This is a genomic window from Streptomyces kaniharaensis (assembly GCF_009569385.1).
Lineage (GTDB): Bacteria > Actinomycetota > Actinomycetes > Streptomycetales > Streptomycetaceae > Kitasatospora > Kitasatospora kaniharaensis.
The window spans coordinates 1,989,333-2,006,835 of sequence record NZ_WBOF01000001.1; the positions used below are offsets into that span (position 1 = coordinate 1,989,333).

19 protein-coding genes are annotated in these 17,503 nt (G+C 74.2%); 6 read left to right on the forward strand and 13 right to left on the reverse strand.

Translation table 11 applies throughout. From position 1 onward, the window contains the following. Positions 1 to 15: 15 nt before the first annotated feature. On the reverse strand, positions 16 to 1,020 hold the full coding sequence (locus F7Q99_RS09035; protein WP_153460805.1) for a hypothetical protein: 1,005 nt from the start codon (positions 1,018 to 1,020) through the stop codon (positions 16 to 18). A gap of 256 nt (positions 1,021 to 1,276) precedes the next feature. Between F7Q99_RS09035 and F7Q99_RS09040 the strand changes: the two genes are divergently transcribed. Further along, on the forward strand, positions 1,277 to 1,891 hold the full coding sequence (locus tag F7Q99_RS09040) for a hypothetical protein (protein ID WP_153460806.1): 615 nt from the start codon (positions 1,277 to 1,279) through the stop codon (positions 1,889 to 1,891). 430 nt (positions 1,892 to 2,321) lie between these two features. After that, on the forward strand, positions 2,322 to 2,777 hold the full coding sequence (locus F7Q99_RS09045) for a hypothetical protein (protein ID WP_153460807.1): 456 nt from the start codon (positions 2,322 to 2,324) through the stop codon (positions 2,775 to 2,777). A gap of 16 nt (positions 2,778 to 2,793) precedes the next feature. Here the strand turns inward: F7Q99_RS09045 and F7Q99_RS09050 are convergent, their stop codons facing one another. Together F7Q99_RS09050 and F7Q99_RS09055 are read right to left on the reverse strand one after the other, a co-directional pair. Continuing rightward, positions 2,794 to 3,366: a DinB family protein gene (locus F7Q99_RS09050; protein ID WP_153460808.1), complete on the reverse strand. Its 573-nt coding sequence runs from the start codon at positions 3,364 to 3,366 to the stop codon at positions 2,794 to 2,796. 109 nt (positions 3,367 to 3,475) lie between these two features. Then, positions 3,476 to 4,180, reverse strand: a complete 705-nt coding sequence (locus F7Q99_RS09055) for an endonuclease V (protein ID WP_326846451.1) — start codon at positions 4,178 to 4,180, stop codon at positions 3,476 to 3,478. 203 nt (positions 4,181 to 4,383) lie between these two features. On the opposite strand from F7Q99_RS09055, the gene F7Q99_RS09060 reads away from it, so the two are divergent. Beyond that, positions 4,384 to 4,614 (forward strand): hypothetical protein, encoded by a 231-nt coding sequence (locus F7Q99_RS09060; protein WP_153460809.1) that lies wholly within the window; start codon positions 4,384 to 4,386, stop codon positions 4,612 to 4,614. Positions 4,615 to 4,645: 31 nt separating this feature from the next. On the opposite strand, the gene F7Q99_RS09065 is transcribed toward F7Q99_RS09060, so the two are convergent. After that, positions 4,646 to 5,341, reverse strand: coding sequence for an RDD family protein (locus F7Q99_RS09065; protein ID WP_153460810.1), 696 nt, complete (start codon positions 5,339 to 5,341; stop codon positions 4,646 to 4,648). Positions 5,342 to 5,431: 90 nt separating this feature from the next. Further along, positions 5,432 to 6,748, reverse strand: a complete 1,317-nt coding sequence (locus F7Q99_RS09070) for an RDD family protein (RefSeq protein WP_153460811.1) — start codon at positions 6,746 to 6,748, stop codon at positions 5,432 to 5,434. Positions 6,749 to 7,183: 435 nt separating this feature from the next. On the opposite strand from F7Q99_RS09070, the gene F7Q99_RS09075 reads away from it, so the two are divergent. After that, positions 7,184 to 7,627 carry an SsgA family sporulation/cell division regulator gene (locus F7Q99_RS09075; RefSeq protein ID WP_153460812.1) on the forward strand — a complete coding sequence of 148 codons (444 nt, stop codon included), beginning with the start codon at positions 7,184 to 7,186 and terminating at the stop codon, positions 7,625 to 7,627. Between the two features lie 50 nt (positions 7,628 to 7,677). Here F7Q99_RS09075 and F7Q99_RS09080 read toward each other — a convergent pair whose 3' ends face one another. From F7Q99_RS09080 to F7Q99_RS09095, 4 genes are all read right to left on the reverse strand, one after another. Then, a complete protein-coding gene (locus F7Q99_RS09080; protein ID WP_326846452.1) occupies positions 7,678 to 9,078 on the reverse strand; it encodes a glycosyltransferase 87 family protein in 1,401 nt (466 codons plus the stop codon). 178 nt (positions 9,079 to 9,256) lie between these two features. Continuing rightward, positions 9,257 to 10,861: a cellulose binding domain-containing protein gene (locus tag F7Q99_RS09085; RefSeq protein ID WP_153460813.1), complete on the reverse strand. Its 1,605-nt coding sequence runs from the start codon at positions 10,859 to 10,861 to the stop codon at positions 9,257 to 9,259. Between the two features lie 210 nt (positions 10,862 to 11,071). Beyond that, positions 11,072 to 12,487: a sensor histidine kinase gene (locus F7Q99_RS09090; RefSeq protein ID WP_153465979.1), complete on the reverse strand. Its 1,416-nt coding sequence runs from the start codon at positions 12,485 to 12,487 to the stop codon at positions 11,072 to 11,074. 17 nt (positions 12,488 to 12,504) lie between these two features. Continuing rightward, complete coding sequence (locus F7Q99_RS09095; protein WP_153460814.1) at positions 12,505 to 13,209, reverse strand: response regulator transcription factor; 705 nt, start codon at positions 13,207 to 13,209, stop codon at positions 12,505 to 12,507. Positions 13,210 to 13,339: 130 nt separating this feature from the next. Between F7Q99_RS09095 and F7Q99_RS09100 the strand changes: the two genes are divergently transcribed. Continuing rightward, complete coding sequence (locus F7Q99_RS09100) at positions 13,340 to 13,864, forward strand: hypothetical protein (protein WP_153460815.1); 525 nt, start codon at positions 13,340 to 13,342, stop codon at positions 13,862 to 13,864. A gap of 173 nt (positions 13,865 to 14,037) precedes the next feature. Continuing rightward, positions 14,038 to 14,598, forward strand: coding sequence for an Lrp/AsnC family transcriptional regulator (locus F7Q99_RS09105; protein ID WP_230210179.1), 561 nt, complete (start codon positions 14,038 to 14,040; stop codon positions 14,596 to 14,598). A 43-nt stretch (positions 14,599 to 14,641) separates the two neighbouring features. Here F7Q99_RS09105 and F7Q99_RS09110 read toward each other — a convergent pair whose 3' ends face one another. The 4 genes from F7Q99_RS09110 to F7Q99_RS43095 form a co-directional block, all read right to left on the reverse strand. Continuing rightward, entirely contained in the window at positions 14,642 to 15,448 is an 807-nt protein-coding gene (locus F7Q99_RS09110) for a hypothetical protein (RefSeq protein WP_326846453.1), read from the reverse strand. Positions 15,449 to 15,486: 38 nt separating this feature from the next. After that, on the reverse strand, positions 15,487 to 16,137 hold the full coding sequence (locus F7Q99_RS09115) for an IclR family transcriptional regulator (protein ID WP_326846454.1): 651 nt from the start codon (positions 16,135 to 16,137) through the stop codon (positions 15,487 to 15,489). 394 nt (positions 16,138 to 16,531) lie between these two features. Next, complete coding sequence (locus F7Q99_RS09120; RefSeq protein WP_153460817.1) at positions 16,532 to 16,969, reverse strand: DUF2752 domain-containing protein; 438 nt, start codon at positions 16,967 to 16,969, stop codon at positions 16,532 to 16,534. Positions 16,970 to 16,971: 2 nt separating this feature from the next. Then, positions 16,972 to 17,262, reverse strand: a complete 291-nt coding sequence (locus F7Q99_RS43095; protein WP_407697758.1) for a TM2 domain-containing protein — start codon at positions 17,260 to 17,262, stop codon at positions 16,972 to 16,974. Positions 17,263 to 17,503: the final 241 nt, after the last annotated feature.

The following is a 17,503-nucleotide window of genomic DNA, read 5'->3' on the forward strand; positions in this document are numbered from 1 at the left end:
AGCACTGTCGCGGCACTAGGCCATCAGGAGTTCCACGACGTCCGTCCCGCCCTCCCGGAAGGCCTCGCGCAGCTCGCCGCCGACCGCCTCCGGGTCGGCGGCGAGCCGCGCTCCGTCGACGTAGACCACCCGAATCCCCAGGTACTCCATCCGGTGCTGGCCGCCGCGCACCCAGGCGGCCTCGCCCTCGCTGACGCAGCGCAGGTCGGAGTCCACCTCCACCGCGACACCCCGCTCCGGCCAGTACAGGTCCGGAACGGCGATGTAGGTGCCGCCGCGCATCCGCAGCTCCGGGCCCGCCAGCGGGACGGGCAGCAGCCACTCGTCCACCAGCTGGCCGAGCCGGTCCAGCACCGAGTCCCGTTCGGCAGCGAGCAGTTCGTCCAGCGCGGCCCGCACTCGGGGCTCGGCGGTCAGCCCGGACTCGGTCAGCTCGGTCGCCAACTCCCGTACCGTGCACCGGCCCTCGGGCCGCAGGACGGCCTCGCGCAGCACCTCCCGGACGGGCGCCGGGGCCTCCCCCGCGGCCGTCCACTCGCAGAGCGCGTCGGCCACCGCCCGGGCGACCGGCGCGCAGGCCAGGCCCTGCACCGAGCGCGCCACCAACTCCCGTTCGGTGCGCCGGATCCGCACCTCGCCGGCGTCCTTCAGACGGCGCTGGCGGGGCACCAGGACGTCCACCCCGGTGAGGGCGGGAAGCCGGGGGACGGCGGCGAAGCCGTACAGGGCGAGCGCGGCCGTCCCGGTGATCACCGCACCCTCGCGGCGGCCCTCCTCGCGGCCGTTCTGCGCCGCGTACAGCAGGGCGGCCCACATCCGCTGCTCCGGCGTGGGCTCCCCGGCCTGCAGCAGGTAGACCCGGGGAAGCAGCCGCTGCCAGGGGCCTCCCCGCCGACAGTGCTCGGTGATGACCCTGGCGGGCACGCCGCGGGCGCGCAGCTGGCTCGCGGTGACGACGTTCTGCTGACGCCTCGCCAGTTCCTCCAGCGACGGCGGCGGTGAGGGAATCCGGTAGCTCATGCCGACACCATCCCCAACCCCCCGGACCGGCGACCGATTGCCTGACGCACTGTTACACAACCGTCGCGAAACCGGGATCAGCCTGCACTAAAGTCCCCATACCCTCACCCTTTTGGAGCAATAGACGCCAATACGCTTTTCGTATCTGATCGAAAGCGATCGTCGACCAGGCCGTCTGACCGAGGGTGACCAAGGGCATACGCCGAGATATCCTCCGGACGTCACTCCCGCCCGTGGGATTGCCTAGGCTTACGTCATGTCACGTGACGAGACCGCAGGCCTCCGCGCGGCCCAGCTCCGCCTCGGCCGCCTGCCCGGATACGTCCGCCGCCCGGACCCGGCCCGCCGCAGCGGCGATCAGGGCCATACGTACAAGAAGGGTTGGGAGGTCCGCTTCACGGCACGCAGCGAAGCCGAGATAGCGGAGATCCGCGACCTCGTGGTCGCCGCCGGATTCGCTCCCGCCAGACCCTTCTTCAAGGGCCACCAGCTCATCCAGCCGGTCTACGGCATGGCCGCCGTCCAGGCCTACCTGGCCGCGAGACAGGCGGCCGAGGAACACGCCGCCCGCACCGCCCTCGGCCGCCGGCGGCGCGGCGCCCCGGCCGGACGCGGCACCGGCGCGGGGCACGGCACGAACGCGGGGCACGGCACGAGCGCGCGTCCGGCCCGCTCGTGCGAGGAGAACGCCGCCGCGACGGCAGTCGGTGCCCCCGGCGCCCCCGGCACCACCGCCTCCTCCGCCGCCGCGACGACCACGGCGGCGCAACCCGCCCGGCGGAGAACCGTCGACGCCTTCCCCTCGCAGGTCGAACGCAATACCGCCACGGCCGACCGGATCTCCTCCATGGAGGCCCACCCACACCACTGACGAGTCGTCAACCAATCCACGCCCCGGGCAGCATGCCGCCAGGGGCGTGGTCGACTCGGCGCACTCCGCATGTCACCCTCGCGGGCGCCATGGTCGTACGAGTGGTTGTGCGCACGGGACTTCGCGCCCTGGGCGTGGACGTGAGCCGCCACAAGGCCTACGGTGGCACATCAACTGCCGCGCGACCGACTCCGCTCCACGCTCTGACCAGCCCCGACACGCTCACCCGCGCGTCCCCCGCAGCACTGCGCACCATCCTCCCGCCGACCGCCCATGCACCGAGCCGCACCGGCCGACACCGGAACCGGCCGAGCGGCGACGGGATCCGGGCATTCAATCCGATTGGTCACCCAGCGCACCGAGGGCCTACCGTAGAGTGAGCACAGATGATCGACCATCAGAAATCCATCTCCCTTTCCGAGAAGCCGAGATGACCGACCGCAACCCGCGCTCCGCCGAGCCGCCCCCGAGGCCCGGCGAACCGGCCGACCTGCCGCCGGACGTCCCGGTGGAGTTCGCCGCGTTCTGCGAACTCCACCGTCCGCGGTACCTCAGCTACGCCCGCGTCTGGCTGCCCGAACGCGCCGAGGCGGCCGCCGCCGTCCAGCAGGCCTTCGCCGAAATCGCCGTCCACTGGCGCGAGTTGCTGGGCAGTTCCAACCCGACCGCGCACGCCTGGCAGATCCTGCGCGGCACCGTCGCCGAACGCACCCGGCATCCCGTGCCCGCCGCCCCGGATCGCCACCCCGCCGACGACGACCTGGCGATCCTGCACTACGTCGTCGGCCTCGCCGCACCCGAGATCGCCGACGTCATCGGCACCGACACCGCCAGCGTGGCCGGCCGGCTGCGACGCACCATGCTGCGCGAGGCCTCCGGCTGGTGATCCCGGCCCCCGGCCCTCAGACCTTCGCGCCGGTCACGTCGTACAGGTGGTGCACCGGGTCGTGGATCAGGTAGCGGGAGAACGACTCCACCGTGAACCGCGCCCCGTCGCTGCGGTTGCCGGTCCGCTGCCACTGCTCGCCCGCCACCCGCTCGAACGCCGCCGCCAACGTGTCCGCCGCCTGCGCCAGTTCCTCGGCCACCACCGACCGCCACTGCTCCCCGTAGCGCTCGGCGACGGCAGTCTCGTCCTGGTCCCAGTTCGGGAACAGCGGGTCGTCCTGGTCCAGCATCAGGTTCAGCCGGACGTGGAACAGCCGGAACACGTCCCGGACGTGGCACGCGTACTCCAGGCCGGACCACACCTCCGGGCTCGGACGGCGGCGCAGCCCGTCCTCGTCCCCCGCCAGCACGGCCAGCCAACTCGCCGCGTTCGCACGGACCATGGCGGCGACGTCCTCGCGGACGACGGACGGCGTGTCCAGACCGCAGTCCGGGCAGGCGCGCTCCAGCACCCAGGTCCAGTCCTTGCTGTCCGGGACGATCGCGTCGGCGGGGCTCGTGGCAGTGGCGTTCTCAGGAGTGCTCATGCGCCCAGAATGGCGCCCGGCGCACCTCGCCCACCAGCGGCATTGACGCCAGCCACCGCCGAAATGCTGCCAGCCCCCGCCTCCTGACGTCCGTCCGCCGGGTGCTCGGTCAGTTCGTGGCCGTCCTCGTGGAGAGGGCGTCGGCGAGGGCGCGGCGGCAGAGGTGGTCGGCGTGGCGGGTGGTTTCGGGGAGGCGGTAGCGGCGGGCGAGGTGGAGGGTGGTGCGGACGGCGGTGTCGAGGCCGATGCGGTGGCCGACGGAGACGAAGACGGGCTTGATGCCGGGCTGGGTGCGGACGGTGCGGCCGACCTCCTCGCCGGTGGCCGGGTCGGTGAGGGGGGTGGTGGAGCCGCGCGGGGTGTCGGGCTGGTGGTGGTCGAACGTGAAGGGGGTCTTGGCAACGCCGAGGGTGCGCAGACCGGTGAGGACGCCCAGGTGGCTGGCGAGGCCGAGGCGGCGGGGGTGCGCGAGGCCGTAGCCGTCGCAGACGACGAGGTCGGGGGTGCGGGTCAGGGCGGCGAGGGCGTCGAGGACGGCGGGGAGTTCGCGGAAGGCGAGGAGCCCGGGGACGTAGGGGAAGGGGATGTGCCCGACGGCGGTGGCCTGCTCGACGACGGCGAGGGTGTCGACGTCGAGCAGGACGGCGGCCGCGACGACGAGGTCGTGGTCGTCGTCGTAGGCGACGTCGACGCCGGCGACGAGCTGTGCGGCGGGCTGGTCGGGGTCGTCGTGGGGCTGGACGAGGGGCCGGAGGCGTTCCTGCTCGGCGAGGGCCTGGGCTTCGGTGGTGGGCCAGTGGGCGGGGACGGGCACGGGCGGTTCCCTCCGGGGCGTTCGACGGTCGGATCCCCGCCACGGTACCTAGCGGGGCGGACGACCTCGGGGTGAGCCCGTGCGCCCCCTGCGCCCCGGACCCGGGAGGTTAGTCTGGACCTGTCGAACTCCCTTGCCGGGTAAGGATCCTGGAACCGGCACCATTCCCGCCCGTTTCCCCCGACGTGCGAAGGAGCCCCGCCATGCCGCGTCCATCCGCTGCTCAGTTGTGCCTCGGCACGTTCACCGTCGTCGCGTCCGCCGTGGCGCTGCTGGCCGTTTCGGGCGCCGAGGGCGTCCTGGAGGTCGGGGTGCTGGTGGTGTTCGCGCTGGCGCTCGGCACGCTGGTGACGGTGCTCTCGTCCGTCTCGGCCCGGTCCTCACGGGTGCCTGCTCCGGCGTCGCCCGGGCACGAGTACGCCCGGCAGCGCTGATCCGCTGCCGGGCGTCGCGGCGCCGCCCCGGTCAGGCCGTGGTGACCACGACGGTCTTCGCCGCCTTGTCGTGGATGCACTGCCGGTAGGGCTTGTCGAAGACACCGAAGAACCCGTCGGCGAGCCACCAGAAGCCGGCGCAGCAGAGCACGGCGGGCAGGACGAAGACCGCGGCGCGGGTCCAGGCGGCGGACTGGGTGGGCGAGTTGCCGTCGCTGAGCATGGCGACGCGGACCTTCATCGCCTTCTTGCCGAGGGTCTGGCCGTCCCGGCTGAGCATGAGGCCTTCGTAGACCAGGTAGAGGGCGCCGGCGAGCCAGAACGCGCCGGCAGAGCCGGAGCGGTCACCGAGGCTGGCGAAGGGCAGCACGATGAGGACGGCGACGACCTGGACCAGGGCGTAGTCGATGAGCCGGGCGAGGATCCGGTTGGGCCAGCTGCCGAGGGGCGGCATCCCGGGGACGGGTCCGCCGCCGGGGGTGCCGTATCCGGTGGTGTCCTGGCCGTACGGGCTCTGACCGTACGGCGCCTGGCCGTAGGACGGTCCACCGTAGGTGCCGCCGTACGCGCCGGGGCGCTCGTGGGAGCCGTCGGCCGGCGGGTGCCCGTACGGCTCGGACGGCCGGTCTTCCGGCGTGCCGCCACCCGGTTGCGGGGGCTGCTTGTCGAAGGAGGGCTGCTCGCCGCCCCCCTCCGGCTGGGGGCCCGAGGGGTCGTGGGTACTCATGCCTTTGAGTAGAACATCACACATTCATAGGGTTCGGGACATTCGGTCCGTTTTGCCGGGCGAGGGCCGAAACGGGCCGTGGCCGGGCGTTCAGACCCGGACGACCCGGGTGCGCGCCGCCCGGTCGTGCCAGCCGCGCCGGGCCGGGCGGTCGACCAGCGGCCAGAACAAGCCGATCGGGAACAGGACGGCCAGCTGTCCGACGAGCCATCGGAGCAGGGAGCGGCCGAGGCTCAGCCGGGTGCGGACCGCGGCGCGGGGGGAGGCGGCGTCGGCCACCCTGATCCCGGCGAGTCGCTTGCCGAAGGTCTGGCCGGTGCGGGCCGTCGGCAGCACCTCGTAGAGGAGACCGACGAAGACGAGGATGCCGATCAGGACGGCGATCTTGCCGACCACGACGTCGTCGACCAGCCACACCTGGACCTGGCGGCGGCTGAGGGCGCTGGCCATCCGGGCCTGGTCGAGTTTCTGCCGGACGTGGTCGGCCGCCGCGTGGCCGAGCGGGATCGCGGCCGCGGCGGCGACGACCACCAGGACGGCCGTGTCGACGGCCCGCGCGGCGAGCCGGCGGCCGAGCCCCGCGGGGACGGCGGGGGCGGGACGCTTCCGGGCGGCGGACTGGCGCGGCCGAGCGGCGGGGGCCGGGGCGAGCGCGGGGACGGGCTCAGCAGGCTCAGTGGTGCGCGCATCGGGCTCGGCCGGCCGGGCGGGCTCGGCCCGCTTGGGCACCTCCACCGCCACGGCAACGGCCTGTGCCACGACCACCGGAGCAGGCGCCGACGCGACCGCGGACACCTCCGCGGCAATCGGAGCGCGGTTCTCGTCCGCGCGCCCCTCCTCTGGCTCGGGCGCCCCCGGCAGCACCCCCCACGAAACCCAGCGCGGCGCCTCGCCCGTCTCCATCAGCCCCCGCTGCGCCCCCGGATCCGCCTGCCACCCGGACGCGTCGGACATCTCCGGGGCCGCGGGCACCGGCGCCTGCGATCCGAGCACACCAGGCCCGGGCACCTCGGGCTCCGGAACCTCGGAGGCCCCCGCTCCCGCCTCCCGGAACACGGGCCCGAGCACGAACGACGCCCCGCCCTCCATCTGGTCCAGGTACACCGGCCCGGTGTCGTCGGAACCATCGGCCCCGCCACCCCCGTCGGCCGGAGCCGCCGGCACCGGAGCCGGCGGGGGCACGTACCGCGCCCCCGCCCCCACCCCGGGCGCAGGCCCGGGCCGCCGGGCCGCGAAGCGGGGCGGCTCCAGCACCTCCCCCTCGGCCGGCGCGGGCCGGGTGGTGCCCGGTACCCAGGCCGAACCGCCCCAGTAGCGGACGAAGCCGGGGATCGAGGGGTCGGGGTAGTAGCCAGGCGTGGGCCCGACGGCCGTCTCCGCGCCGCCGGCGAAGGGCCGGTCCGTCATGGGGGTCCTCTTTCCTCGGCAGGTCCTGGCGGGGCCGCCGCGGTGCGCCCGCCCGGCGGTCCCACGGGCGGCCCGGGGCGAGACGGGCGGCCAGGGGCTCGGCGGGGGCATCACCGGCTGGGTGGACGGTCGCCGGGCAGTCACAAAGGGTAGTACCTCGGCGGGTCGGTGACGGGAAGTTGGCCAATCCCCGGACAGCGAGGGGCCGCCCGGGGTATGGGAGCTCGCGGTGCGCGGACGGCGCCGCCCGGCGCACGGGACCGCCCGCACGCCCCGCCCCGACCGTCCACCCTCTCTCGCCGCTCCTCCTCGCCCCTCGACGACGTGCCCGAAGAAATTTCCGGAAACACGAGTAAGAGCCGGTACCGACCGCGCTCTCAAAGGTCACAGGGTCCGGAACCGGGCACGAAACCGACGACAGAGAGGAAGACGATCATGGAGCAGCCCGTCAGCGTGGTCGAGCACGAGCTGGAGCTCAACCTGGTGCTCTCCCCGGAGCACAGCGTCCCCGTCCAGGCGCGGCTGTCCTACGGCAGCCACGACCCGTACGCGGTGCACATCACCTTCCACCTGGACACCGGCTCGCCGGTGACCTGGGTGTTCGCCCGCGAGCTGCTGGTCGAGGGCACCTTCCGCCCGTGCGGCCAGGGCGACGTGCGGATCTGGCCGACCGTCCCCCAGCCTTCCGCCGGGGGTGCCTCCAAGGGCCGGCGCAGCGTGCTGTGCCTGGCACTGAGCTCCCCGGCCGGGGACGCGCTGCTGGAGGCGCCGCTGCCGGCCGTCGCGGCCTGGCTGGAGCGGGCGCACCGGCTCGTCCCGCCGGGCAGCGAGATGGCGGCGCTGGACATGGACGGCTCGCTCGCCCAGCTGCTCGCATGAGCGGCCGCCCCGGAGAGCGACTGGGGAGCGGGAGCGGCGCCCCCGCCGACTCAGCGGGCCGCGGGGGCCTGCTGACGCCGGCGCGCGGCGCCGGTGCCGCCGCCGTCACGCTGCCCGGGCAGCAGGACGACCGGCGCACCGCCGGCCTTGCGCCGGGCCTGGATCCGGATCGCGGCGGCGAGCAGGAAGCAGAGCCCGACCCACGGGTACACGGACGTCGGCAGCTGGCGCATCGCTGACATGTGGAGGACGGCCGGGCCGTGCGGCTTGGCGGCCCACATGGCGAAGGAGAAGAAGGCGAGCAGCGTGGCCCAGAAGACGGCCCGCCAGCGGACCCTGCGGACGGCCGCCGGGCGGGCGTGCTCGACCGAGGCCTCGGCGGCGAGCAGCACGAGCACCGGGACGCACCACACCCAGTGGTGGGTCCAGCTGATCGGCGAGATCAGCACCGCCGTGATGGCGGCGCAGCAGACGCCCCAGGCCTCGGCGCGGGGCAGCCAGCGGGAGCTGCGGGCGGCCCAGGCGGCGATGAAGAGCCCGGCGACGGCGGTGAGGCCGGCCGCGACCGTGGCGACGGTGCCGGGGTCGGCGGTGTGCAGGAGGCGGGCGACGGCGCCGCGTAGCGACTGGTTGTCGACGATCTCGGTCTTGCCGACCCGGGAGGAGTCGTAGAGGTACGTGGTCCAGAAGCCCCAGGTGGCGTCGGGCAGGGTGACCGCGCCGATCAGGAAGGTGGCGAGGAAGGTGAGGCCGGCCACGAAGGCGGCCCGGATCCGGCCGGTGATCAGCAGGTAGACGGCGAACAGGCCGGGCGTGAGCTTGATGCCGGCGGCGATGCCGATCGCCATGCCCTTGCTGCGCAGCGCGTCCGACCGGGTCAGGTCCCAGAGGATCAGGCAGGCGAGCGCGAGGTTGATCTGGCCGTACCGGAGCGTGGTGAAGACGGGTTCGAGCCAGACCCCGCAGCCGGTCACCAGGACCACGCCGATCGGCCGTAGTTCGCGGCGCGGCCAGCCGACGAGCTTGAAGGACAGGTGGGCGAACACCGCAAGCAGCCCGAGGTTGCCGAGAGTGATCGCCACGCGCAGGAACGGGACCGCGAACCAGGTGGTCGGGACGAACAGCATGGCCGCGAACGGAGGGTAGGTCGCGGGCAGGTTCCACTCGGTGACGCGCAGCCCGTAGAGGTCGCCGCCGTCGGCGACGGCGCCGCCCTCGGCCCGGTAGACGATCATGTCCACCATCGAGGTGTGGACGAAGTGCCGGACCACCGCATAGACGAGCAGGGAGAACAACGCCAGGGCCGACGCGGCCAGCAGCGGCCGGCGGGGGGCCTCACGAAGGGCGCGGACGGGTGCGCCGATCGTGTGCTTCAGCCGGTCCGACAGGGGCGCGGGCGAGGGGTCGGGTGCGATCCGCACCGGGCTGCGCTCGTCTTGCACCGCTGTCACCGCTCACTCCGTCCACCGCTCGGCCAACCAGCGACGATACCGGATGCCCGCCCACCCGGCCCGGGGACGACCGATCACGCGGAGTGACGAACAGCCCCGGCCGGCCGTGCTCCGTCGTGGATCGGAGCACGGCCGGCCGGGGCGTGGGGGCGGGAAGGGGTCCGTACGGACCACCCGGTCAGCCGGTGTAGGCGCCGAGGGTCCGGGTGAAGTCCAGCGGCTGCTGGACGATGCTGCTGCAGGTGGCGTCGGCGTAGGCCTTGGCACCGCCGGCGCAGGCCTTGTCGCGGGTGCCGGACCACATGGCCAGCCAGGCCAGGTGCTTGCCGGCCGCGAAGTCGGCGAGCTGCTTGGCGTCGGCGACGGTGAAGACCTCGGTGGCGACGTCGTTGACGCCGATCATCGGGGTGACGGCGACCTTGCGCCAGGCCGCCGCGTCGTCCACCCCGAGCACGCTCTTGACCTGGGCCTGGGTGGCGGTGGCCGCGGCGATCGCGTACGTGCCCATCCGGCCCTGCGGGTTCGGGGCGACGCCGTCGCCGTAGTCCATCGCCATGATGTTGACCGCACCGATCGCGACGCCGCCCCGCTTGGCGTCGGCGACCAGGTTGACGCCGTCCTGGGTCAGGCCGGAGGGCAGCGCGGGCAGGGTGAAGGAGACGTCGAGGGCCTTGCCCTTGGCGGCGGCGTTCTTCTGGAGCTGGGCGATGGCCTGGGCGCGGCGGGTGTTGGCCGCGCTGTCGGCGATCGCGCCGCCCTCGACGTCGAAGTCGAGCTTGGTGAGGCCGTAGGCGTCGACGGCCTTCTGGTAGACGGCGGCCAGGTCGGCGGCCGAGGAGCAGGCGACGGCCAGTTCGGTGCCGTTGGCGCCGCCGAAGGAGACCCGGACGTCGCCGCCGATCGCCCGCAGCGCGCCGATCTGGACGGCCACCGCGTCGGTGGAGAGGTCGCTGACTCCGCCCCACTTGGGGGTGCAGCCGCCGCCGGACACCACGAAGGCGAGGGTGAAGTGCTTGACGCCGGTGGCCTCGGCGGTGGCGACCAGGTCGTAGGGCGGGTAGAGCGAGGTGTCGACGTACGGGGCGAAGCCGGCCCCGGCGCCGGCCGGGGGTACGGGCACACCGGTCGCCGTGGGGGTGGCGGTCGGGGTGGGCGTGAGGGTCGGCGCCGGGCTGGTCGGGTCGGGCTTGGTCGTGACGGTGGCCGTCGCGGTCGGGCTGGGCTTGGTGGTGGCGGTGGCCGTCCCGGTGGGCGCCTTGGTCGGGGTCGGCGCGCCGGTGGCCGTCGCGGTGGCGGTCGGGCGGCCCGAGGGGGTGGGCACGGTGCCGTCGCCGCCCTTGCAGGACACGCTGTTGATCAGGCAGTTGACCGGCTCGGTCTGGGAGGCGCCGGCGCCCCGCGCGACGAAGCCGACCACCACGCTTCTGCCGGGCTCCAGCCGCTTGCTCCACGACTCCGGCCGGACGGTGATGTGCTGGCCGGCGGCGGTGTAGGTGGCGTTCCAGAGCGAGTCGATCCTCGCCCCGGCCGGGAGGTCGAAGGAGAGCGTCCAGTCGTCGATCGCCTTGGCGTCCGGGTTGGTGACCAGGTACTGGCCGGTGTAGCCGGAGTCCCAGGTGCTGGTCCGGCTGTAGACGGCGCCGAGCGAGGCTGCGCTGGCCGAGGAGGCGAGGGCGACGACACCGCCCGCGACCAGTGCGGCGGCGACCGCCGAGGCTCCGATGAGGGCGCCCCTGCGGCTGCGCCTGTGGTGGCCGGAACGGCGATCGGGCTGGGTCGTCATGGGTGCGCTACCTCCGCGGGTGCCTACGGGGAGACCGGCGGCCGACGCGGGTCCGTGCGGACGTCCGGGCGGCCGGGCCGGCTCGGTCGGGTGACCGGCGGGACCGACGCTAGCGGCGCCGGAGGGCCGGAACGGGCCTGCTGAGGGAGGGGTGAAGCTCCCTTAGGACGCCGTTAAGGAAGATCCCTCCGAACTCCCCACCCGCACCGGTCATCTCCGGAACAGCGCGCCCCGGTTGCGGCGCCGGCCCGCGCGCGGGGCCCCGCCGTCCGGGCGGGTCCGCAGCCGGAGCCGGATCTCGGCGCCGCCGAGCACGGCGGAGCGGCCGAGCCCGAGGTCGCCGCCGGTGGCCTCGGCGAACTTGCGGACGATGTCCAGGCCGAGGCCGGTGGAGCCCTCCCCGCCGTGGCCCTCGCCGCGCTTGAGGGCCACGGCCGGGTCGCTGAAGCCCGGCCCGGCGTCGCCGACCAGCACGATCACCGAGGAGCCGGTGGCCAGCACGTCGACGGAGAAGGCGGTGCCGACGGCGGTGTGCCGGAACACGTTGCCGAGCAGCGCGTCCACGGCGGCGGCCAGGTCGCCGCGCTGGACCGGGACGGGCGTGGCCCGCTCGGCCCCGGCCAGCTGCCAGGGCCGGCCCTCGTCCTCGGCCAGCGCGGACCAGAAGCCGACCCGCTCCCGGATCACCTCGGCGGCGTCGCAGCCGACGGCGACGGCGGGCGCGTCCTCGGGCGCGCGGCGGGCCGAGCGGATGATCTGGTCGACCTCGCGCTCCAGTTGGGAGACGGCGTGCCGGGTGGCGTCGGCGGCGTCGCCCTCGCCGAGCGACTCGGCGTTGAGCCGCAGCACGGTCAGCGGGGTGCGCAGCCGGTGGGACAGGTCGGCGGCCAGTTCCCGTTCGGCGGCGAGCAGTTGGACCACCCGGTCGGCCATGGTGTTGAACGCGTGGGCGGCTTCGCGCAGTTCCTCGGGGCTGCCGGCGGCCGCCCGGCCGTCGACCGGCACCCGGACGGCGAGGTCGCCGGCGCCGAGCGAGCGGGCGGCGGCGGCGAGCCGGCGGGCGGAGGCGACGATCCGGGTGCCCATCCGGTCGGCGACCAGCACCGAGATGGCGACCAGGGCGAGCGCGACCGCGGAGAGCACCAGCCAGGCGGTGGAGACGCCCCGGGTGAGGTCGCCGTCGGCCACGAACACCTCGACGACGGCGGTCCGGCCGGTGTCCACGGCGACCGGCTGGAGCAGCGTGTAGCCGCCGGGCACCTCGACGGTGAAGGAGCGGCCCTGCCCGCTCGCGGTGGCGACGTCGGCGGCGGCCGCGCGGGCCACGCCGATGGTCGGCCCGCCGGCGCCGCCCGCGCCGGGCTCGGTCGCGGATGCCGCCGGCACGGGCAGGTGGACCGCCATCCGGTTCTGCGCGCCCGCGTCGGTGCTGGCCAGGGCGCGGTTGACGGCGTCCTGGTCGGTGGTGATGGCGAGGGCCGGCCCGAGCGCCGCGGCCTGCCGTTCGGCCGCGGTGAACGCCCGGTCCCGGGCCGTCTGCTGGACCATCAGGCCGAGCGGGATGAGGAAGGCCAGCGCGACCATGGTGGTCCCGGCGACGGCGGCCTTGATCAGGGCCCAGCGCAGCGAGTGCCCGAACCGCCTCACGTCCGGTGCTCCGCCGCACCCCCGGGGGCCTCCAGGCGCACCCCGACGCCGCGCACGGTGTGCAGGTAGCGGGGGCTGGAGGCGGTCTCGCCGAGCTTGCGGCGCAGCCAGGAGAGGTGGACGTCGATGGTCTGGTCGCCGCCGTAGGTCTGCCGCCAGACCTCGGCGAGGATCTCCTTGCGCGGCACCACCACGCCGGGGCGGGCGGCGAGGAAGGCCAGCAGGTCGAACTCACGGCGGGTCAGGTCGAGCAGTCGCCCGTCCAGGACGGCCTCGCGGCGCTGGAGGTCGATGGCCAGCCCGCCGACCCGGAGCACCTGGGCGGCGGGCGCGGCGCCGCCGCCGAGCCGGCGCAGGACGGCGGCCATCCGGGCGCTGAGGTGCTCTCCGGAGAAAGGTTTCACCAGGTAGTCGTCGGCGCCCGCGTTGAGCAGCCGGACGATCTCGGCCTCGTCGTCGCGGGCGGTGGAGATGATCACCGGCACGTCGGTCAGCCCTCTGATCATCTTGAGCGCCTCGCCGCCGTCCAGGTCGGGCAGGCCCAGGTCGAGGATCACCAGGTCGCAGCCGACCTGGGCGACCTCGCGCAGCGCCTCCAGTGCCGTGCCCACACTGCGGACGGCGTGACCGGTGTCGGTCAGGTGCCGGATGAGCGCGGACCGTACGAAGGGGTCGTCCTCGACCACGAGCACTGTTGCCATGGGCCTGCACGGTACGCCATCGGCGGGCAGTGGTCTGTACCTCGGGTGGCTCCGGGCATCGCGCAACTCCCCTGGCCGGCAACGGGGGTGCCGGCCCGCCGGCGTCCGGAGTACGGCAGGATGTGCGCACATGCGGAACGGACTGGTACAGCTCGGCGCCTGGGCGGCGGCCACCGGGGCGGCGGTGGCGCTGGCTTGGTTCGGCGTGCACGCGGTGCTGACCGGCGCCGCGTTCGAGCAGCCCGCCGCGCTGCCGCTGCCCTCCCCGGCCGCCGACGGCGCACCGCGGACACCGTCCGCGACCCCGCCCCCGGAGAGCACCCGGGCGGAGGCGTCCACCCAGCCGGCCTCCCCGACCACCGCCACCCCCCACACGCCCACCGCCACTCCGTCGACCTCCCGCCGTCCGGCGCCCGAGCCCACCGGCACGACCTCCTCGGTGAAGAGCTACCCGGTGCCCGGTGGCCGCGTCGCCCTGGACATCCGCCAGGACAGGGCCTCGCTCGTCTCCGCCACCCCGGACCCGGGCTGGCAGATGCAGGTGTGGAACGGCGACCAGTGGATGCGGGTGGACTTCACCAGGGGCACCCAGGCCAACTCGGTGTTCGTCTACTGGAACGGCCACCCGCCGATCGTCGAGACCGCCGTCCGGTAGCGCGCCCTCACCACCGCTCGCATGGCACGCACCCGCCGGTGCGGGGCCGGGCACACCTGGCGCCGGGCCGACCACCGCGCAACCGTTCCGCCTCCTCCTGGTCAAGGTGTGCACCGGGGCGGGAGAATCGATGGCACAGCTGTACAGAATGCCCACCGGAGGACGGAGCCGCGATGCCCCCCGCCCACTCCCCGAGCTCCCCCGGCTCGCCCAACTCCCCCGCCCCACACGGCGGTTCCGGCACCGCCACGGCCGCCGGCGGGAACGACACGATCGACGCGCTGGACGGCCGGCTGATCCGGCTGCTCACCGAGGAGCCCCGGATCGGCGTGCTGGAGTGCTCACGCCGCCTCCAGGTGGCCCGGGGCACCGTGCAGGCCCGGCTGGACCGGCTCCAGGCCAAGGGGGTGATCGGCGGCTTCGGCCCGGAGGTCGACCCGGCCGCGCTGGGCTACCCGGTGACGGCCTTCGCCACCCTGGAGATCTCCCAGGGCCAGGGCGCCGACGTGCGGGCCCACCTGGCGAGCGTGCCGGAGGTGCTGGAGCTGCACACGATCACCGGGGCCGGGGACATGATGGTGCGGATCGTGGCCCGCTCCAACGCCGACCTGCAACGGGTGATCGACCGGGTGGTGGGCTTCGACGGGATCGTCCGCTCGTCGACGGCGATCGCCCTGGAGAACCCGGTGCCGTACCGCATCCTGCCGCTGGTGGACCAGGCCGCCGCCGAATAGGGCCCGGGGCGGACGCTCACCGCTCGACGAGTCCAGGTCCCGCTCAGCAGGAGGGGACGCTGCCGCCGCTCTTCAGCGCATCCAGCGCCGAGACCGCGTCGCCGAGCGTGCCCACCGGCACCAGCCGCAGCGACGCGGGCTTGTTCACCTTGGCGTCCGTGCACTCGCCCCTGGGCACCAGGAACACCGTCGCACCGTCCCGGGCGGCCGCCTGCGTCTTCAGCGGGACGCCGCCCACCGCGCCGATGGTGCCCTGGTCGTCGATGGTGCCGGTGCCCGCGATCTTCATCCCGCCGGTGAGGTCGCCGCCCTTGCCGTCGCCGGCGAGCTTTTCGACGATGCCCAGCGCCAGCATCTGGCCGGCGCTCGGGCCGCCCACGTCCCCGAGGTCGACCTTCACCTTCACCTGGTCCGGCGACAGGTGGAGGTAGCCGAGCGCGGCGGTGGTCGCGCTGTTCTGCGACTCGGCCATCTGCTGCGCCGTGACCTCCTCGGCCTTGGCCGGGTTGCTCTGCGGGTACACCGACTCGGTCGGGCGCACCGCCTCGTCGGTGTCGAACCAGGCCTGCAGGGAGCGCCAGAAGGTCGTCCGCTCTCCCGGGTTGGTGGCCGAGATGGTGACCATCCGCAGCTCGCCCCGGGTGGTGCGCAGCGGCGCCCCGGTGATGGTGAGGACCGGCTTGTCCTGGTAGGTGCCGAGGGTGTCCGCGGTCAGGCCGGGCCAGGTCAGCGTGTACGGCAGCGGGACGAACGCGGCCACGGCGAACAGCGCGACGACCAGCGCCCCGCAGAGCGCGAGCGCACGGGTCCGCGGGGAGGTCAGGGCCTTGGGCAGCTTGGTGTCGTACACAGGGGAAATCCAAACACACCGGACGCGGGACGCGGGCACTACCGCAGGGCGTCGGCCACCTCGGTCGCCGCCTCCACCACCCGGGGGCCGACCCGTTCGGGTACCAGCCCGTTCAGCATCACCACGCCGACGCTGCCCTCGATGCCGCTCAGCCCGAGCAGCGCGGCGGCGGCGCCGCAGGCCCCGGACTGCTCCTCCGCCCGGGCGATGACGAAGCCCTGCTCGGGCCGCCGCTGGCTGGGGAAGGTGCGCGCCTCCAGGATCGCCCGGCCGGCGGCGCTCTCGGTGAGCGGGTGGCGCAGCCCGGTGCGGTAGGCGACGTGGAAGTCCGTCCAGCTCGGTTCGACCACGGCGACGGCGAGCGCCTCGTTGCCGTCCACCAGGGTCAGGTGGGCGGTGGCGCCGAGGTCCTCGGCCAGGCTCCGCAGGGCCGGCAGGGCGGCCTCGCGCAGCAGCGGGTGCACCCGGTGGGCCAGCCGCAGCACGCCGAGGCCCACCCGGGCCCGGCCGCCGATGTCGCGGCGGACCAGCCCGTGCTGTTCCAGGGTGGCCAGCAGCCGGTAGACGACCGTCCGGTTGACGGCCAGCCGGGCAGCCAGTTCGGTGACGGTGAGGCCCCGCTCGGAGTCGGCGAGGAGTTTGAGCACCCGGACGCCACGGTCCAGGGTCTGGGAGGTCTCGGCTGTCACGACGGGCATTCCTTTCCGCGGCGCTCGCGGACCGGGCGACGCCGGTCAGGGGTCCGTGTCGCACGCAGGTGGGGGGTGGCCGCACTCGGGCGCCACGCGGTGTCGCCCTCGACGGCCGTGCGGTCCCTGCGGCGCCCGTCTCGCGGGGGTCACCCGGCGGAAGAGCGTGTGGGAAAGGTAGTGAAGGAAATGTCGCTGCGGAAGTGGTTGTCCAAAATTCGGTCGTGATCGATTGCATGACCGGGAGCAAATCGGGGCAAATAGCCACATTCCCACGGGTCAACCCGGGCGCAAGTTCGAACACAGTCCGAAGTCCGGACGCTTCGGGCCGGAGGGGGGTCAGCCGTCGCAAGCCGTGCGGGCCTTACCGGCGGCACACACGGCCGCCCGCCCCTCACCAGAGATTGCGCACGACCGTCCAGGCCACGGCCGTGCCCAGCAGCACCGCCGTGCCGCGCCGCCCGAGCGGCGGGCGCCAGCTCCGCCCGGCCAGCCCCTCGCGCAGCCAGGTCAGGTACAGCAGCACGACCAGCGGCAGCGAGATGAGCAGCAGCGCGTTGTCGTGGAAGGCCGCCGCCAGGTCGCCGTGCATCAGGTCGTACGCCATCCGGGTGCCGCCGCAGCCGGGGCACTGAAGGCCGGTGATCCGCCGCCAGGGGCAGAACGGCAGTGCCTGCCCGGCCAGGTGGGGGTTGCGCGACCACAGGTAGACCGAGCCGGCCAGGCCGCCGGCGAGCACCGCCAGCGGCGGGCCCGCGATGCGCAGGCGCGCGGGCACGGCGAAGCCGCCCCGGCCGGAGCCGGGGCGGCGTGCCGCGCTTGGCGTGCGCAAGGTCAGCCGCGCAGCAGACGGCCCTGGGCGTCCGTGCGGTCGTTGCTGACCAGGAACATGATGCCGTCGATCAGGGCCCAGAAGCCGAAACCACCGCAGGTCAGGAGCTGGGCGATGCCCATGCCGATGTGACCGGTGTAGAAGCGGCCGATGCCGAACCCGCCGAGGAAAAGCTGCAGGATGCCCGCGACGATCTTCGACTTGTCGGAGTACTCCGGCTGGCCCGGGTACGGCTGGCCGGGGTACGGCTGGCCCGGGTACGGCTGCTGGCCGGGCTGAGGGGGGTACGACACGTTCGCTGTGCTCCTTGTGTGACAGGTCCGGCGGCGACGGTCGGTCGGGCCGGGTGTTGAGGTCGCCTGCCGTCCCACCGATGCCGGCGGCCGGCCCGGGAGGGTCGGCGCGCGGCACGGGCGGTCCGATGGCGGCGCGGCACGCGGAACACTAGCGGATGATCACATCGGACGTCTCAACAATTCCCGCATGTATACCGGAATGTCATATCACGTTACTGCATCCCGGATTACCCTTACC

What these genes read in the sequence shown, in the direction of transcription:
- F7Q99_RS09035 (WP_153460805.1), bottom strand. Translation starts at nt 1,020, where the DNA reads ATGAGCTACCGGATTCCCTCACCGCCGCCGTCGCTGGAGGAACTGGCG.
- F7Q99_RS09040 (WP_153460806.1), top strand. Translation starts at nt 1,277, where the DNA reads ATGTCACGTGACGAGACCGCAGGCCTCCGCGCGGCCCAGCTCCGCCTC.
- F7Q99_RS09045 (WP_153460807.1), top strand. Translation starts at nt 2,322, where the DNA reads ATGACCGACCGCAACCCGCGCTCCGCCGAGCCGCCCCCGAGGCCCGGC.
- F7Q99_RS09050 (WP_153460808.1), bottom strand. Translation starts at nt 3,366, where the DNA reads ATGAGCACTCCTGAGAACGCCACTGCCACGAGCCCCGCCGACGCGATC.
- F7Q99_RS09060 (WP_153460809.1), top strand. Translation starts at nt 4,384, where the DNA reads ATGCCGCGTCCATCCGCTGCTCAGTTGTGCCTCGGCACGTTCACCGTC.
- F7Q99_RS09065 (WP_153460810.1), bottom strand. Translation starts at nt 5,341, where the DNA reads ATGAGTACCCACGACCCCTCGGGCCCCCAGCCGGAGGGGGGCGGCGAG.
- F7Q99_RS09070 (WP_153460811.1), bottom strand. Translation starts at nt 6,748, where the DNA reads ATGACGGACCGGCCCTTCGCCGGCGGCGCGGAGACGGCCGTCGGGCCC.
- F7Q99_RS09075 (WP_153460812.1), top strand. Translation starts at nt 7,184, where the DNA reads ATGGAGCAGCCCGTCAGCGTGGTCGAGCACGAGCTGGAGCTCAACCTG.
- F7Q99_RS09085 (WP_153460813.1), bottom strand. Translation starts at nt 10,861, where the DNA reads ATGACGACCCAGCCCGATCGCCGTTCCGGCCACCACAGGCGCAGCCGC.
- F7Q99_RS09095 (WP_153460814.1), bottom strand. Translation starts at nt 13,209, where the DNA reads ATGGCAACAGTGCTCGTGGTCGAGGACGACCCCTTCGTACGGTCCGCG.
- F7Q99_RS09100 (WP_153460815.1), top strand. Translation starts at nt 13,340, where the DNA reads ATGCGGAACGGACTGGTACAGCTCGGCGCCTGGGCGGCGGCCACCGGG.
- F7Q99_RS09105 (WP_230210179.1), top strand. Translation starts at nt 14,038, where the DNA reads ATGCCCCCCGCCCACTCCCCGAGCTCCCCCGGCTCGCCCAACTCCCCC.